At 48.5% G+C, this 15,323-nt stretch carries 11 protein-coding genes and 7 tRNA genes; 5 read left to right on the top strand and 13 right to left on the bottom strand.

Translation table 11 applies throughout. The features are described from left to right. Positions 1-54: 54 nt before the first annotated feature. From MHM89_RS00450 to MHM89_RS00440, 3 genes are all read right to left on the bottom strand, one after another. Positions 55-2,271 (bottom strand): FAD-dependent oxidoreductase, encoded by a 2,217-nt coding sequence (locus MHM89_RS00450; protein ID WP_239407813.1) that lies wholly within the window; start codon positions 2,269-2,271, stop codon positions 55-57. Beyond that, on the bottom strand, positions 2,264-3,214 hold the full coding sequence (locus MHM89_RS00445) for an acetoacetate decarboxylase family protein (RefSeq protein ID WP_239407812.1): 951 nt from the start codon (positions 3,212-3,214) through the stop codon (positions 2,264-2,266). The genes MHM89_RS00450 and MHM89_RS00445 overlap by 8 nt, the downstream gene beginning before the upstream one ends. Positions 3,215-3,322: 108 nt before the next feature. Further along, complete coding sequence (locus MHM89_RS00440) at positions 3,323-4,087, bottom strand: class II glutamine amidotransferase (RefSeq protein ID WP_022946720.1); 765 nt, start codon at positions 4,085-4,087, stop codon at positions 3,323-3,325. 452 nt (positions 4,088-4,539) lie between these two features. Here MHM89_RS00440 and fadE point away from each other — a divergent pair, with 452 nt between their 5' ends. Together fadE and MHM89_RS00430 are read left to right on the top strand one after the other, a co-directional pair. After that, a complete protein-coding gene (gene fadE, locus MHM89_RS00435; RefSeq protein WP_022946719.1) occupies positions 4,540-6,999 on the top strand; it encodes an acyl-CoA dehydrogenase FadE in 2,460 nt (819 codons plus the stop codon). 188 nt (positions 7,000-7,187) lie between these two features. Beyond that, positions 7,188-9,113, top strand: coding sequence for a S9 family peptidase (locus tag MHM89_RS00430; RefSeq protein WP_239407811.1), 1,926 nt, complete (start codon positions 7,188-7,190; stop codon positions 9,111-9,113). Positions 9,114-9,354: 241 nt separating this feature from the next. On the opposite strand, the gene MHM89_RS00425 is transcribed toward MHM89_RS00430, so the two are convergent. The 9 genes from MHM89_RS00425 to dnaQ all read right to left on the bottom strand — a co-directional run bounded on the left by MHM89_RS00425 (position 9,355) and on the right by dnaQ (position 12,290). Beyond that, positions 9,355-9,431 (bottom strand) — tRNA-Asp (locus MHM89_RS00425). Between the two features lie 26 nt (positions 9,432-9,457). Then, a tRNA-Asp gene (locus tag MHM89_RS00420) sits at positions 9,458-9,534 on the bottom strand. A gap of 38 nt (positions 9,535-9,572) precedes the next feature. Continuing rightward, positions 9,573-9,649, bottom strand: a tRNA-Asp gene (locus MHM89_RS00415). 43 nt (positions 9,650-9,692) lie between these two features. Next, positions 9,693-9,769: transfer RNA gene (locus MHM89_RS00410), tRNA-Asp, on the bottom strand. Positions 9,770-9,798: 29 nt separating this feature from the next. Then, positions 9,799-9,875: transfer RNA gene (locus MHM89_RS00405), tRNA-Asp, on the bottom strand. A gap of 27 nt (positions 9,876-9,902) precedes the next feature. Then, positions 9,903-9,979 (bottom strand) — tRNA-Asp (locus MHM89_RS00400). 25 nt (positions 9,980-10,004) lie between these two features. After that, a tRNA-Asp gene (locus MHM89_RS00395) sits at positions 10,005-10,081 on the bottom strand. Between the two features lie 100 nt (positions 10,082-10,181). Then, entirely contained in the window at positions 10,182-11,552 is a 1,371-nt protein-coding gene (locus tag MHM89_RS00390; protein ID WP_138548978.1) for a TIGR03503 family protein, read from the bottom strand. 24 nt (positions 11,553-11,576) lie between these two features. Continuing rightward, positions 11,577-12,290, bottom strand: a complete 714-nt coding sequence (dnaQ, locus tag MHM89_RS00385; protein WP_022946716.1) for a DNA polymerase III subunit epsilon — start codon at positions 12,288-12,290, stop codon at positions 11,577-11,579. A gap of 66 nt (positions 12,291-12,356) precedes the next feature. Here dnaQ and rnhA point away from each other — a divergent pair, with 66 nt between their 5' ends. Further along, positions 12,357-12,827: a ribonuclease HI gene (gene rnhA, locus MHM89_RS00380; protein WP_130148399.1), complete on the top strand. Its 471-nt coding sequence runs from the start codon at positions 12,357-12,359 to the stop codon at positions 12,825-12,827. Between the two features lie 90 nt (positions 12,828-12,917). After that, entirely contained in the window at positions 12,918-13,739 is an 822-nt protein-coding gene (locus MHM89_RS00375; RefSeq protein ID WP_239407810.1) for an MBL fold metallo-hydrolase, read from the top strand. Here MHM89_RS00375 and MHM89_RS00370 read toward each other — a convergent pair. Continuing rightward, positions 13,687-14,445 carry a class I SAM-dependent methyltransferase gene (locus MHM89_RS00370; RefSeq protein WP_130148395.1) on the bottom strand — a complete coding sequence of 253 codons (759 nt, stop codon included), beginning with the start codon at positions 14,443-14,445 and terminating at the stop codon, positions 13,687-13,689. The genes MHM89_RS00375 and MHM89_RS00370 overlap by 53 nt on opposite strands. 54 nt (positions 14,446-14,499) lie before the next feature. Between MHM89_RS00370 and gloB the strand changes: the two genes are divergently transcribed. Next, positions 14,500-15,267: a hydroxyacylglutathione hydrolase gene (gene gloB, locus MHM89_RS00365; protein WP_239407809.1), complete on the top strand. Its 768-nt coding sequence runs from the start codon at positions 14,500-14,502 to the stop codon at positions 15,265-15,267. Positions 15,268-15,323: the final 56 nt, after the last annotated feature.

The following is a 15,323-nucleotide window of genomic DNA, read 5'->3' as shown; positions in this document are numbered from 1 at the left end:
TTAATTTAATTATTGATCTTAGTATAGAAGAAACCTCGTCATAACAGTAGCGTGTTACCAAGGTAAAAAGCCGCGCTCACCACTAATATGGGTTGGCACGCCGGATAGCGCCCGTGCTGTTTGCATGCCAGCCATCACCGCCGCCTCTACACAACCGGCATTAACGCCGGTGCTAATCCAATCTCCAGTAATGTAGAGGTTGCTAAAGTCGGTTTCTTGCGTATGCAAACGGTACTGACTCGTGCCAGTTAATGACAGCACATAGCGCTCGCTGGGGTCGAGGTTTACGCGCCAATACTGATAATCAAAACGTTGCTCATCCTGTGCGCTCGCAGGAGCATACAAAGTATGCCATTGAAAGCCTTCACTATCGCCAGCTTCTGGCCACAAATAATGCATGCTGTGCTTGAGTTTGTCGAGGCAATTGTTTTTCACGTTTTGCAATTGCTGCTGCACAAAGCCCGTGTCGCTCGCGGGAGGGAAATCAGCGCACGTATACGCGCTGCAAAAATACGCGACATTAACTGGTTGATTATCCTCTGGCCACTGTTCCCAAGGTAAAAGATGTGCCATCGCGGCCCAGGTGTCGAAGGGCTTGGAAAACGCACTGAGGATAGGCGGTTTTGTCGATGCTTGCCAACCTAGCTGCCGGTCGTCTTTATTTAGCCACAGCTGCATTGCTTGGGTAGCCACGGTGCCAAGCTCCTTAACACTCGTCGCTAACCGAGTGTCTGTTGCTAAAAGCGCTGGCGCTATATGCTCCATGCTTGCCACTGATACACCACATATCACATGATCAAAGTCCACTGCGCGCTCTAGGGTAATGCGCTCAAGCGGTGCAGAAAAATGACGCTCATACACCGCCTCCCAGTCACTCCAATGTGACTCAAGGTTTATGTTGTGGGTCTTTAATAGTTGCGCTTGGTCTGCGTTAATTTGTGTATATAACGGCTCGCTTGGCCAGCAAGGTAAGCCGTGGATATCCACTAAAGGATGATAATCTGGGTGTTTAAGATCAACTTGCTTGCACAGCTCAATCTTTTGCACAAAGCGCCCGCTACTATCGGGATACAATTGCTGCACCTGATGAAAAAAGGCAAATTTCACGCCGCGCTGCTTTAATAGCTCGTAGATGGGCGCAAAAATAACATCGCCCATTCCCGCTTGCATCTTCCACATTACGCCGCCACGGTAACACAGCAGAATTCGTAGGATAGCCAAGGCTGCAACCCCCGCCTCCACATTCGGTTTGCTAAAATCGCCATCTTGGTAGCCAAACACTAAATCGTAAAACCCTCTTACTGGAGCACTATCAACGCTAAAGTGTGGGTCTGCACCATTACCGCTAAGCCACTGGCGTAAATCACGGTCATTAATACTGGCAAAGCCACGCTCATGAATTTTGTCGCGTATTAAACCAACCAACATGGCAATCGCTAAATCGGCGCAAATATAGGCTTGACGCAGCTTCGCATTGTCATCGAGTAATTCACGAACTTCTTCACGAAGCCAGCGCTTAAGCTTACGGACAATATACCAAGTTCCCAAACGATCCGACTTGTGACTAAAACTTTCGTCGTTAACACGCAAATTGAGTAAAGCACTGAGCTGCTCTAATAATAACCTAGGGTTAGAAACAACCTGCTGCGCATCTTGGCGTAGCTCGGTGTAAAACTGACTTACCTCCAGAGTGATACTGCTGAAGGTACTTTGCACTTGCTCCATAATGCTGGCTAAAAGATGCTGATCACGCCGCTTCCGAGTGGTGAGTACAGGTTTATGTGCCAGCTCATGCTCTATATCGTCGACAAACTTCTCTAGCCAGGCGACCAAAAGCCGAGCAATTTGCCAAAAGTGTAAATCCAAAGTGCCCGCACTAGGGTTCCCCTCGATTCGTGGAAATTCAATGGCCCAAGGCTGCCATTGGCCGTTAATATGCTCTTGTAAGGCGATAACATCATGGGGTTTAAATGCCTGTTGCCACGTTGCCATAGGGTGAGTCGCAGGTCTATCCAGTGCTTGATAAACTCGCTCTATGGTGCGGAACGAATTTACATAGGCGCCAAACCAAACATGTAAGCCATGCTCCTCAATACGTTGGCCCATATTTGCGTTGCGACCACTGGCACCTTTGCCGCCCAAACGCCAGCCTTGCTGGTACACGGTTATATCAAACTGTTGTTGCCAATTGGCTTTTTCCGTTAAATACACAGCAGCGGTCATAGCACTGACGCCACCACCAAGAATCGCGATTTTTTGCTGCTCAGACATAGCCTTGCTCCACAATTACCTTTGCTCCAGCCTGCTCAAAGTCCATATTGACGTAATAAGGCAGCCGCGCCCATTGCTTACCTGTATCGATACCAAAGAGTTGCTGCAGTGGAAACGCATCAAGATGGCGAATATCAACCTCATACTCCCCTTCTAATAACCCCACCTCATGAATCGCATTGATGGTTGAGGGCGAGTGCAGCACGGCGCTGTAAAGACTGTTTTGGGCCATTCCATCCGGGCATTGTTTAAACAAAATTTGGTCTAAATAAGGGTGTGTAACCCCGCCTAACAACTGTTTGATGAGCTCTTTGCTCAGGTGCGCCCCTTGCGCTCCTTGCGACAACAACTCGGCTATTTCTTTAGTCGTCTCATACGCTTCGCTTAGCCAATTGTCATTATCATCCACTCTACGAACCCGTAATAGCTCATGCCAGGCCATTTGCGTGTTTGGGTGGTAAGGTTGAAAGGTTTCTAGTTGCAGCGAAAAGTCACTGTTTGCCTGCTTATTCTCGGGCATGCTGTAGCGACATAAATATTTGTTATAACCCCAAATCTCGCGGCCATTAATCAAAGCATTAATGTTATTTACACAAATAAAGGCAGGAAACCAATATAGATGCAAAGCGCGGTCATCACCCTTTGCTTGTTTGACGACCGGCAACCAGATGATGATATCAGTCTCTTGCATCCAGCCATACTCACTAAAGGGCGCCTGCAACGAAGCGATGCGGGTGATATCAGTAAAGCTTAGTAACGGCGATGAGCCCAGTACTTTAAAAAAGTAAGGTGAGGAGTCGATTGAATTCAACGTGGTATCAACAAAGTGCTGCATTTTTTGCTCACAGCCCGCTAAGAAAAAGCCGAACATGCGCACATCTTTCATGCCACACGGCGGTTTGGCGATGGGGTTTGAAGGGTAATGAATATAAGGTAAAGCCATCCTACTCTACTCGCTGGTTTTAATCTTTTAGGCCCAAAAGTTAGGGCAACGCGTGCACCGAGTATAGATGGCTTTTTATTTGTTCACATTATTTAAACAAGTACGTCGCTAAATTTTCTCGCCCAACTTAAACAAGACGAACTCGCCAGGTTGCATTTTTTGCCAACGCTCATCATTGGTTAATGGCCGCGTTGCGATGACCGTCACTATGTCATCAGGTGTGGTTTCCTGTTGAAAGTTAACCACCATATCAGCATCGATTAGCGTGGCTTTACCAAAAGGTGCACGGCGAGTGATCCAGTGCAAATTGTTAGTACAATACGCCAGTACAAACACACCATCGGTTAGCAGCATATTAAATACGCCTTTTTCTCTTAGTTGGTGCGCCAGTTTGGCTGCGTAACGAAAAACACTCGCCATATTGCTGGGTTTTGTGGGGTACTTTTCACGAATTTTGTCGAGCAACCAGCAAAACGCCAGCTCACTGTCGGTATTACCAACAGGACGATAGTAAGAGGGCTTTAAATCACTGTAGTCTGAGAGCTGACCATTGTGCGCGTAGGTTATCTCCTTACCCCACAACTCGCGAGTAAACGGATGGGTGTTTTCCAAGCAAGTTCGTCCACGATTCGCTTGACGAATATGACTGATCACCGACTTACTTTTTATGGGATACGCACGCACCAGTTTGGCTATTTCCGACTCGCTACTCGGCAATGGGTCTTTAAATGAGCGACACCCTTTACCCTCATAAAACGTGATCCCCCATCCATCTTTGTGCGGGCCCGTATTTCCGCCACGCTCTAACAAGCCGGTAAAACTAAAACAAATATCTGTTGGTACGTTGGCAGACATGCCAAGCAACTCACACATTTAACACTTCCCAATAAAATCAAAGATAAACTAGCTTAAGAACAAGCATGTTTTGGTATTCAAGCTGTGCAACTAGTAGTAAGGGGTTATTCGCCAGCTTTCTATACTGCTATTATTTCACAAAAACGCCAAGGGGTTAAAAGCCAGAGCCAAATTCAAACTTTCCCCTGCTTATCTGGCTGCACTCTTACCACTTGATTATTGAATAAATAACGAGAAGGCAAGGTGCACAGCCCATTTTAAAATGATCAGACTTACGCCATTATTACCGTTTGTACGTACTAGATTGAGCATAAAACGAGTAGAGCCTATCACCTTTGTTATCATCGACTAAAATTTGTCAGTGATAAAAGGTGCAAGCACCCTATAATTAGTCCAAGAGGGCTTGCAACCCTAATTGAGTAACGCTAATCTAGCTGCTAGTGGTCAGACCTCTAACAAGGAATCAGATTATGACACTTCTTTTTTTTATACTTGCGCTTATTGTGGTGCTGTCTTACGCCAGTTACCATCGCGCCAGTTTTAATACCTGCCTCGGTCTTGCCGTTGCAACAATGATTGTCGGCACCATTGCCGGTGGTTTCGGTATCATTAGCTGGCTTATCTTTTTAGTTATTGCCGTGCCTCTGTCTGTAACGACAGTTCGACAGCAATACCTCGTAAAACCTCTTTTTGCGGCTTTCAAAAAAGTCACTCCGACGATGTCAGATACCGAAAAGTCAGCCATTGATGCTGGTACTACATGGTGGGAAGCGGATCTTTTTTGTGGTCGTCCTAACTGGAATAAACTACATCAGTACCCCATTCCAAAGCTGAGCGCTGAAGAGCAGGCTTTCCTTGATGGACCCGTGGAAGAAGTGTGCGGTATGTTTAGCGATTGGGAAGCAACCCACGAGCTTACCGATTTACCGGAAGAGGTTTGGCAATATCTGAAGGACAATAAGTTCTTCGCCATGATCATCAAAAAAGAATTTGGTGGTTTAGAGTTCTCAGCATACGCCCAATCATGTGTGCTGCAAAAGCTCACTAGTAAGTCGACCTTGTTATCGTCAATTGTCGGTGTCCCTAACTCATTAGGCCCGGGCGAGCTGCTCCAGCACTATGGAACGAAAGAGCAAAAAGACCATTACCTCCCTCGTTTGGCTAAAGGTGATGAGATCCCATGCTTCGCACTGACCTCACCCGAAGCGGGTTCTGATGCCAGTGCCATTCCTGATTTTGGTGTGGTCTGTAAGGGTGAATTTAACGGCGAAGAAGTGACTGGTATTCGCTTAACTTGGAACAAGCGCTACATTACACTTGCACCGGTTGCGACAGTGCTTGGTCTTGCTTTTAAGCTACGTGATCCAGACGGCTTGCTGGGCGATGAAAAAGAGCTCGGCATTACCTGTGCGCTTATTCCAACCGATATGGAAGGCGTTAAAATTGGCCGTCGCCACTTCCCTTTGAATGTGCCGTTCCAAAATGGCCCAACCCAAGGCGAAGACGTTTTCGTGCCATTAGACTACATCATTGGTGGTCCAAAAATGGCTGGTCAAGGCTGGCGTATGCTGGTTGAGTGTTTGTCGGTTGGTCGTGCTATTACCCTACCGTCAAATTCAACGGGCGGCATTAAATCGCTTGCTGTTGCCACCGGTGCTTACAGCCGTATTCGCCGCCAATTCCGCCTACCCATTGGCAAAATGGAAGGTGTTGAAGAAGCCATGGCGAAACTGGGCGGTTACGCCTATGCCAGTGATGCTGCGGTCAGTATGTCTACCGGCGCGGTTGATTTAGGTGAAAAGCCATCTGTCATTTCAGCCATTTTGAAATATCACCTGACCGAGCAAATGCGTGAGTCCACCATGCATGCTATGGATGTTCATGGTGGTAAGGGCATTTGCCTAGGGCCAAATAACTACCTTGGCCGAGGTTATCAAGGTGCCCCTATTGCGATCACCGTAGAAGGCGCCAACATCCTCACTCGTAACATGATTATTTACGGTCAAGGCGCGATTCGCTGTCACCCGTTTGTGTTAACCGAGCTGAATGCCTGTAGCATCGAAGACAGCAACGAAGCTTTGGATGTATTCGACAATGCTCTAATGGGCCATATCGGCTACACCATTTCTAACTTGGTACGTACGAAGTGGCTAGCATTAACCGGAGCGCGTTTTACCAGCGTGCCTTATAAAGATGAAACCACAGAGTTTTATCGCGATGCGGCGCGTTTCAGTGCCTCTTTGGCGCTGATGTCTGATATTTGTATGGCGGTGTTTGGTGGCTCACTAAAACGCAAAGAGCGCATCTCTGCACGCCTTGGTGATATGCTAAGTTACCTGTACTTAGTATCAGCGACTTTGAAACGCTACAACGACGAAGGCCGCCGCAAAGAAGATTTGCCATTAGTTAAATGGGCCTGTCAGGAATACTTGTATCGCTGTCAGCGTGCGCTGGCTGATTTAATCAATAACATGCCCTCAGTGTTTTTGCGCGGTGTGCTTAAGGTTATTTTGTTCCCTTGGGGCCGCCCAGTGCGCAAGCCAACTGATAAGCAAGAGCATGTTATTGCCCAGCTACTGCAAACGCCTAACGAGACTCGTGAACGCTTGTCACAGCATATCTTCTTAACCGATGGCCCACACAGTCTACTCGGTAAACAAGAGCAGACACTACGCAACATTCTTGCTGTGGAGCCGCTGTTCGATAAGGTATGCCGCGCGACGGGCAAAAAGCTGCCTTTCACTCAGCTTGATAAGGTTGCACAAATGGGCCTTGATGAAGGCGTGCTCAGTGAGCAAGAAGCCCATCAATTGCGCGATGTCGAGCAGCAACGTTTGGATGTGATCAACGTTGATGACTTTGATCCCGCCGACCTACTCGCTGGTAAAGCGGCGCGTAGACGACCAAACAAAAAGGCGTCTGCTGCCTAATAACTTGTGCACAATTGCACTTTTCCACGACACCAAGCCAGCATATGCTGGCTTTTTTATGGCTATTGCAAAATTTGCTAACAATTTGCACCTAAAAAAGACCCTGCCTAACCTTGCTTTTCCCAGCCTGAACCCGAACACTAAAAGCGCCAATAACAATATCTAAAAAACTAACAGGATATATATTTATGATAGCGAAGCATTTTATTGCCAGTGCCTTGGCAGGCGCCATCGCGCTCTCTCTAACTGGATGCCAGCAGAGCGCTTCTAACGAGCTACAAAGTGTACAAACGCAAAGCCAGTTCCAAACTTACAGCGCCGAGACCTTCTACGATACCGTGAGTTTAAGGGGCAATAGCATCAACCATAATGGTGATAAACTGCTACTGAGCAGTGATGAGAATGGGGTGTTTAACCTCTATGAAGTTAACATTAAAACCGGCGCTCGCACACAGCTGACCGACGCCAAAGACAGCACTTATGCACTGGCATTTTTCCCCAAGGACGACCGAATTCTGTTTAGTCGAGATAGCGGGGGTAACGAGCGCACCCACGTGTTTGTTCGCGATCAGCAAGGCGAGATCACCGACTTAACGCCCGGCGAAGAGACCCGCGCGGCATTTGCAGGCTTTAGCCAAGACGGGCAACATTTTTATGTGCTGAGCAACCAGCGTGACGCCAAGTTTATGGACTTATACAAATTCGATAGCAATAGTTATGCGTCTCAGCGTGTTTATACCAACGAAACAGGGCTCGACGTCAGTGACATCAGCCCAGATGGTCGATATATTGCGCTAACTAAGCACCACGATAACCGTGATAGTGATTTTTATCTACTGGATACTGCATCGGGTGAAGGCCCTAAGCTTCTCAGCGCTCACGAGCAACCAGCCAAGTATAGCGCCTGGAGTTTCAGTGTTGATGGGCAATCACTGTATTACACTACGAATGCCAAAGGCGAGTTTCGCCAAATGTGGCGCTATAACTTGGCCACACAAGAGCATGAGCTGGCTTTGGACGCCGACTGGGATGTCAGTTTTATGGAGTACTCAAAGTCTGGACGATACCGCGTCAGCGCCGTCAATGCCGATGCCAGCACCCAGGTAACGATTTTAGACACCAAGACAAACCAAGAGCTGGCATTGCCATCGACACTGCCTAAGGGCACGCTCAGTGGCGTCGAATTTAGTGATAATGAACAAATCATGTCATTTTATTTAAGCTCAGATACCAGCCCACGCAATCTATATGTATGGCGCATTGGCAGCGATCAAGCGCAGCGTCTCACCAACACCCTGAGTGCAAACATTGCTGAAGAAAACCTCGTGAGCAGCGAAGTGGTCCGTTTTAAAAGCTTTGATGGACTCACCATTCCCGGCATTTTATACAAGCCTAAGCAGGCCTCAGCCACGAATAAAGTCCCGGCATTAGTCTGGGTGCACGGTGGCCCAGGTGGCCAAAGTCGCACGGGTTATAGTGCTATGCGACAGTTCTTAGTGAACCAAGGTTACGCGGTTTTTGCAGTGAATAACCGTGGCAGTGCCGGCTATGGCAAAACCTTCTTTCACCTTGATGACAAAAAGCACGGTGAAGAAGACTTACAAGATATTATCTACGGCAAAAAGCACTTACAAACGCTGGATTGGGTCGATAACGATAAGATTGGCATTATCGGCGGCAGTTACGGTGGCTATATGACGGCGGCAGCACTCGCCTTTGCCCCCGACGAATTTGAAGTGGGTATTAATATCTTTGGCGTTACTAACTGGGTGCGGACACTAAAATCCATTCCACCTTGGTGGGAGAGCTACAAAAAGGCACTCTACGATGAGATGGGCGATCCGGCCACCGATGAAGAGCGTCATCGTCATATCTCACCGTTGTTCCACGCCGATAACATCAAAAAACCGTTATTAGTGGTACAAGGAGCCAATGATCCCCGAGTTCTGCAGGTTGAAAGCGATGAGCTTGTTGCCGCAGTGAAAGCCAACGGGGTGCCAGTTGAGTATGTACTCTTCCCCGACGAAGGCCACGGCTTTAGTAAGCGTGAAAACCGCATTACAGCGGCCAATGCGTACCTGTCTTTTCTTGATAAACATTTAAGAGGTCAATAATACTGCTGTGGCCAGTGCATGCTGGCCACACCCTCTCCCTGTTAACGGCCTTCACGCACCGCCTACACATGTAGCGTCGTTCTTTGTTAGCGCGCTTATAGCTATCAGTTTACTGAAAACACAGCACCCGCCTATCTAGGCTTATTACAGGTAAATAGAAGCAGCACCCAACGGGTATTGAAAAGAAATATATAAAGGAATAACAAGAATGTATCTGGAAATACTGAGTGAGCACACTCAGTGGCGGAGTGGACGGGACTCGAACCCGCGACCCCCGGCGTGACAGGCCGGTATTCTAACCAACTGAACTACCACTCCGCAGTGGTATGAGTGCATCGTCTAAGTGGCGGAGTGGACGGGACTCGAACCCGCGACCCCCGGCGTGACAGGCCGGTATTCTAACCAACTGAACTACCACTCCGCAGTGACGATGTGTGTACATAGGATTTATTCAGACATTGGCGGAGTGGACGGGACTCGAACCCGCGACCCCCGGCGTGACAGGCCGGTATTCTAACCAACTGAACTACCACTCCGCGACAAGCGCTGAATAAAGCAATGTACTAAAAAATATAAAGATGGCGGAGTGGACGGGACTCGAACCCGCGACCCCCGGCGTGACAGGCCGGTATTCTAACCAACTGAACTACCACTCCGCAGAGATTTATATTTTTTCTATTCCGAATGGCGGAGTGGACGGGACTCGAACCCGCGACCCCCGGCGTGACAGGCCGGTATTCTAACCAACTGAACTACCACTCCGCGACGGAATAAGGCTGTTTACTTAACTGGCGGAGTGGACGGGACTCGAACCCGCGACCCCCGGCGTGACAGGCCGGTATTCTAACCAACTGAACTACCACTCCAACGAGTAAGCAAACACTGGATAACTGGCGGAGTGGACGGGACTCGAACCCGCGACCCCCGGCGTGACAGGCCGGTATTCTAACCAACTGAACTACCACTCCGCGATATCCAAACTGCCAGAAGCTCTGCCCTGACAGCGGCGTGAATGATACGAATCACCCCTTGGTGAGTCAATAGTTTTTTTGAATTTTTAGGGCTTTTTTAGTCATCTGACATCGAAAGGTTTAAAATTTCACCTGATTTATCACTTTTTGAGCCATTTTTATCTGAGTTAGCTTCAGAGCTGTTTGTTTCTTGCTCATCACTTTGGGCACTTTTTTTCTTCCAGAACAATAAATTAATATTGCCTAAAAGTGGCTTTTTTTGCACCAACACGCGAATGGCTGCCCATCCAGCGAGCAAAATAAACACATTCCCCAACACCACTAAGCTGTAGAATAACGCGTTACTCATCGCACTTGGCTGATCACTTTGCTCTGCCAATTCGGTAGGCCCTTGGCTCACCGGGGGCGCTATTTCTTCGACCTTTTCTATGGGCCGAGCAATGGCAAATTCATAATCAGGCAGGGCCGCCATAAACTCACGGCCATTACTGTTCGTGCCGTATAACTCTATTTGCAGCGAATAACGCCCCCATTCGTAATTGCTAATGGTGATCACGCGCGTGTTATCTTGCTCAGCTGGCAATGAAAAGGCTTGTTCATCGTTATTGGGATAAAAGATCTTTCCTTGGAGCAACACCGATTGCGGATCGAGTAGCTGCTCATCGAGGGTAATGTGTAACTCGTGGCTTTCGCCTTTGGCTCCCTCATGAAGCTCATAGGTGAGCGGCGGCTCTTTGACCACCACTGGCTCTTGCACCACTTTACGTTGGATGATGGGCGTGGTCAGGGCTATCTCTGGCCGCCACTGCCCGGCGGCAAAATCAAGACGAAACTCCCCCGTGAAAATCGCATCACCCGGGCGCTCATCAAAACCTCGACCATCATCTTTAAAGTTGGCAACATGCTCTGTGCGGGCACCAAAGTTACTGTATTCATTATTATTAGTACTAACGAAATCAACTTGCATGTTAATGACATCACGGAAGCGGCCAATTTTCACCTGCTCACCATCATTTAACACCTTCCCCGTCAGCTTAATAATTTCGCCACGAAAAAGCAGAGGGGGAAGCTCATCAACTTGAAGAGAGATATCGCCGATAACCATAATACGGCTGTCCGGCAAGATTTGCCCAACCACTTGCCATGGCCCTGGCATCGGTTTGTTGAGCACGATTAAGTCATAGCCGAGTTCGTCATGCCACTGTAGGTTGTCGTCATTGAGTGAGTGGGTGGCATAAATTTTACTACCATCTGGGCGCACCAACACAACGGCGGGTGAGCCTTGGCGGCGAAAAAAGAGCAGCGTAATCTTGTCAACATCGTGGTCAATCCGAAAGCGGTTATCCAACAGCGGGATTTCATTGCCCTCGGCCAATACGGTCAGCTTTTCCTGCTCATCGCCCAGTGCCGGCGCACTGACACCGACACCAAGTAGCAGCACCATACTGATGAAAATTAATTTTGCCATCACCACCCTTTTCATCTTTTATCTCTACTGAGTGCGCCATAAACAATGACCGCCCTCTTTCTCTACCAAGTCTAGACGCTGCTCATGTGCCGCCAACTCTTGTTCGTCAGCACGCAGCACCGTTAAGGCAGGTCTATCTGGGTTTAAACGAATGATGTCACCATCGTCGCCTTGGTTTTGCTGTTCATTATGTTGCGCCAAATTAAGTTTCTTCTGACCGCCGGTCATCGCTAAGTAGACGTCAGCAAGAATCTCAGAATCCAGTAATGCGCCGTGCAACGTTCGCTTTGCATTATCAATATCATAACGGCGGCAAAGCGCATCGAGGTTATTCTTTTGTCCAGGATGCATTTCCCGGGCCATGGTTAAAGTGTCGAGTACTTGGCACACCTGCTCAGTATTAGGATAGCCTCGATTCAGCATGGCAAATTCGTGGTCCATAAAGCCCACATCGAACGGGGCATTGTGAATAACGAGTTCTGCACCACGGATATAGTCAAGAAACTCATCGGCTATTTGGTGGTATAGCGGTTTATCTTGCAAAAACTCATTGGTGATCCCGTGCACGTCGATGGCCTCGTCTTCGATGTCGCGCTGGGGATTAATGTAAACATGAAAATTGTTACCGGTTAGCCGGCGGTTGATCAACTCCACACAACCAATCTCAATAATGCGGTGCCCCTCTTTCGGGCTAATGCCTGTAGTTTCGGTATCAAGCACTATTTGTCTTTGCGCCATATCAGTTTACGCTCATATTTGCTATCTTTGCTGCTTCGTTCATTGTACATAATAACAAGGTAAAGCGTGCAAAAAAGCGTAGAAATTTATACCGATGGTTCGTGTTTAGGGAATCCTGGTCCAGGGGGATACGGTGTTCTTATGCGTTACGGAAAGCACGAGAAAACGCTAAGTCAGGGGTATCAAACCACGACCAATAACCGCATGGAATTACTCGCTGCAATTGTCGCTTTGGAATCGCTCACCCGCCCCTGTGACATTGTCCTTACTACCGACAGCCAATATGTAAAACAAGGCATAGAAAGCTGGTTAGCGAATTGGAAAAAACGCGGCTGGCGTACCGCCAGCAAGCAACCGGTTAAAAATGTTGATTTATGGCAGCGCCTTGACGAGGCTTGCCAACGCCACACCATCGATTGGCGCTGGGTTAAAGGCCACAGCGGACATAAAGAAAATGACATTGTCGATGAGCTCGCACGCACCGCTGCAACCAGCGCATCGTTGTTGGAAGACACCGGCTATCAACCAACAGATTGACGGTGTTGAGGCACCCACCTTGTCCCTCTTTACAGACGCCGACATATGATATAAGTTTTGGTTATATCATATACCTAAAGCGGATTAACTATGTCTCTCACCGTGGTGCCTTTTTATCATTCTCCTAGTCACACGTTAAGTTATGTGCTGTTTTGCCCTACCACGCGACATGCAGCGTTGATTGATGCGGTCGCTGATTACGATGCGGCGACAGACACACTGAGTTTTGCCAGTGCTGATATCATTATCCGCTACCTTGAGCGCCACCAATTAACACTTAAATGGCTCATTGAAACACATGTACACGCCGACCACTTCAGCGCATGTAACTACGTTGGTGAGCAATGTGGTGGGCAAACGGTGGTCAGTCAACATATCCGCGATGTGCAAAAAACACTTAAACCCATATACCAACTAGCGTGTGCCACTAATGGCGAGCAATTTGACAAGCTGGTCAATGATGACGACCGCCTGCCCTTAGGTGATTATGAGCTCAAGGTCCTTGCAACACCTGGGCACACCCCAGATGGCATTAGCATTTACGTTGATGGCCATGTGTTTATTGGCGATACCTTGTTTATGCCCGATTCTGGGAGCGCGCGCTGTGACTTTCCTAAAGGCAGTGCTGAACAGCTCTACCATTCAATCCAAAAGTTGTTATCTCTACCCAGTGACACCAAGGTGTGGGTGTGTCACGACTATCAACCTGAGGGGCGAGCTTTAGACTACCACAGCACCATTGGCTGTCAGCGTGAACAAAACGTGCATTTACAACAATCAGCACCGCAGTTTATCGCACAGCGTCAGCAACGTGATGCCACCCTCAATAAGCCTAAGTTAATGGATAAAGCTGTGCCGTTTAATCTTCAGGGTGCGCGCGTCGTTGCCGCCGACTCACCTCAACGCCTTTAATAGCAGGTTTAAAACTTGGCCGTGCGTGCCATTTAGGCTTAATGGGGGTCAGGGGTGTCACCCGCTTACGTGCCACCAGCATGTACACACTGCCCATGGGTTTTAAATATTGACGGCAAAAACTGCGCCAGCGGGCAAAGCGCGATAAACGCGAGCCTCGAGCCAGTGAAGCATGTAAAAAGCGCTCATCGGCTATCAGCTCAAAGCCCAATAGGTCGAGCCAGTCTTTGACTCGGGAAGGGGTAAAGAAGCGCCCGCTCCAAGGCAGTTTTTGACGGCTAAATGGGATCAGGCTAGCAGCGCCACAAAAGCTAAACGGATTGAAGCCGGTAATAACAATGTAACCACCGGCGATCAGTGTGCGATGGGCCTCACGCAAAATATGATGGGGGTCGCTGTTATATTCCAAACACAGGCTCAGAATACACGCATCCACACTGCCTTCATAGAAAGGGAGCTCATCGACTTCGGCAAGTACGCCAGCTTGTTGTGAACGCGCTGCCACCCCAACTTGATGCTTTATGGGGCTCGCGGACGTATCTAGCTGTACGCTCAGATCGCCTATTTTTAACAGGTGATAACCGAACATGCGCTCTAACCACGGCTGCATCTTACGTTCTACGTCATTTTGCAAGTAGTCACCATGAGGAAACTGCTGCCAGGTATAGGGCGCAGGATGTTGTTGAAAGCTTAGTGCTGGTTTCACAGATTTAGCTCGTTATACTAAGGGGCATAAGTTAACGATATAGAGCTATTCGCTATGGTGCAAGTCGACGCAATCAACGCCTTTAATGATAATTATATTTGGGCCCTGGTGCACCCCACTAAACCTCACGTTTATGTAGTCGATCCAGGGGATGCTGAACCCGTAATGCACTACCTCGAACAGCATGACTACCAGCTGACGGGGATACTAGTTACTCATCACCATTGGGATCACACAACAGGTGTCGCCGCACTGAAACAAGCCTACCCAGAGGCGCCGGTGTACGGACCACAGAATAGTCCATTTACCGGCATCGAGCACACGCTCGCAGATGGCGATAGCATTGACGTATTTGGGCTCAATTTCTTAGTGCGTGCCACCCCGGGGCATACCCTTGATCATATCAGCTATATCAATGAGCAGTTGGTCTTTTGTGGGGATACATTGTTCAGTGGAGGATGTGGCCGCCTATTCGAAGGCACGCCAGAACAAATGTGGCAATCAATGCAAACCTTCCTTACCCTGAGCGACGATACCTTGGTGTATTGCACGCACGAATATACTCAGGCAAACATGGCCTTTGCCTCAGCAGCTCAACCTGAGGATGCAGAGGTGCAGCGCTACACAAACAAAGTCAATGCATTACGTGAGCAACAACAGATGACCCTCCCTAGCACTATCGGCCAGGAAAAACGCATCAACCCTTTCCTTCGTGCCGATAAAATATCGCCACAAGCACTCCCTACGGCATATCGACCCGCTACCAGCGGTGAACCCAGTGCAATCTTTGCAGGTCTTCGTGCTTGGAAGGACAATTTCTGAGTCTCTAACTGCGGTACAATTGCGCAAAATTTGTAGGATCTCATCAATTTTTGCTA

Source organism: Pseudoalteromonas sp. CNC9-20, from assembly GCF_022347875.1.
In the GTDB taxonomy this organism is placed as follows: Bacteria; Pseudomonadota; Gammaproteobacteria; order Enterobacterales; family Alteromonadaceae; genus Pseudoalteromonas; species Pseudoalteromonas ruthenica.
This window is presented reverse-complemented; position numbering and strand designations above follow the sequence as displayed.

What these genes read in the sequence shown, in the direction of transcription:
- MHM89_RS00450 (WP_239407813.1), bottom strand. Translation starts at nt 2,271, where the DNA reads ATGTCTGAGCAGCAAAAAATCGCGATTCTTGGTGGTGGCGTCAGTGCT.
- MHM89_RS00445 (WP_239407812.1), bottom strand. Translation starts at nt 3,214, where the DNA reads ATGGCTTTACCTTATATTCATTACCCTTCAAACCCCATCGCCAAACCG.
- MHM89_RS00440 (WP_022946720.1), bottom strand. Translation starts at nt 4,087, where the DNA reads ATGTGTGAGTTGCTTGGCATGTCTGCCAACGTACCAACAGATATTTGT.
- fadE (WP_022946719.1), top strand. Translation starts at nt 4,540, where the DNA reads ATGACACTTCTTTTTTTTATACTTGCGCTTATTGTGGTGCTGTCTTAC.
- MHM89_RS00430 (WP_239407811.1), top strand. Translation starts at nt 7,188, where the DNA reads ATGATAGCGAAGCATTTTATTGCCAGTGCCTTGGCAGGCGCCATCGCG.
- MHM89_RS00390 (WP_138548978.1), bottom strand. Translation starts at nt 11,552, where the DNA reads ATGGCAAAATTAATTTTCATCAGTATGGTGCTGCTACTTGGTGTCGGT.
- dnaQ (WP_022946716.1), bottom strand. Translation starts at nt 12,290, where the DNA reads ATGGCGCAAAGACAAATAGTGCTTGATACCGAAACTACAGGCATTAGC.
- MHM89_RS00375 (WP_239407810.1), top strand. Translation starts at nt 12,918, where the DNA reads ATGTCTCTCACCGTGGTGCCTTTTTATCATTCTCCTAGTCACACGTTA.
- gloB (WP_239407809.1), top strand. Translation starts at nt 14,500, where the DNA reads ATGGTGCAAGTCGACGCAATCAACGCCTTTAATGATAATTATATTTGG.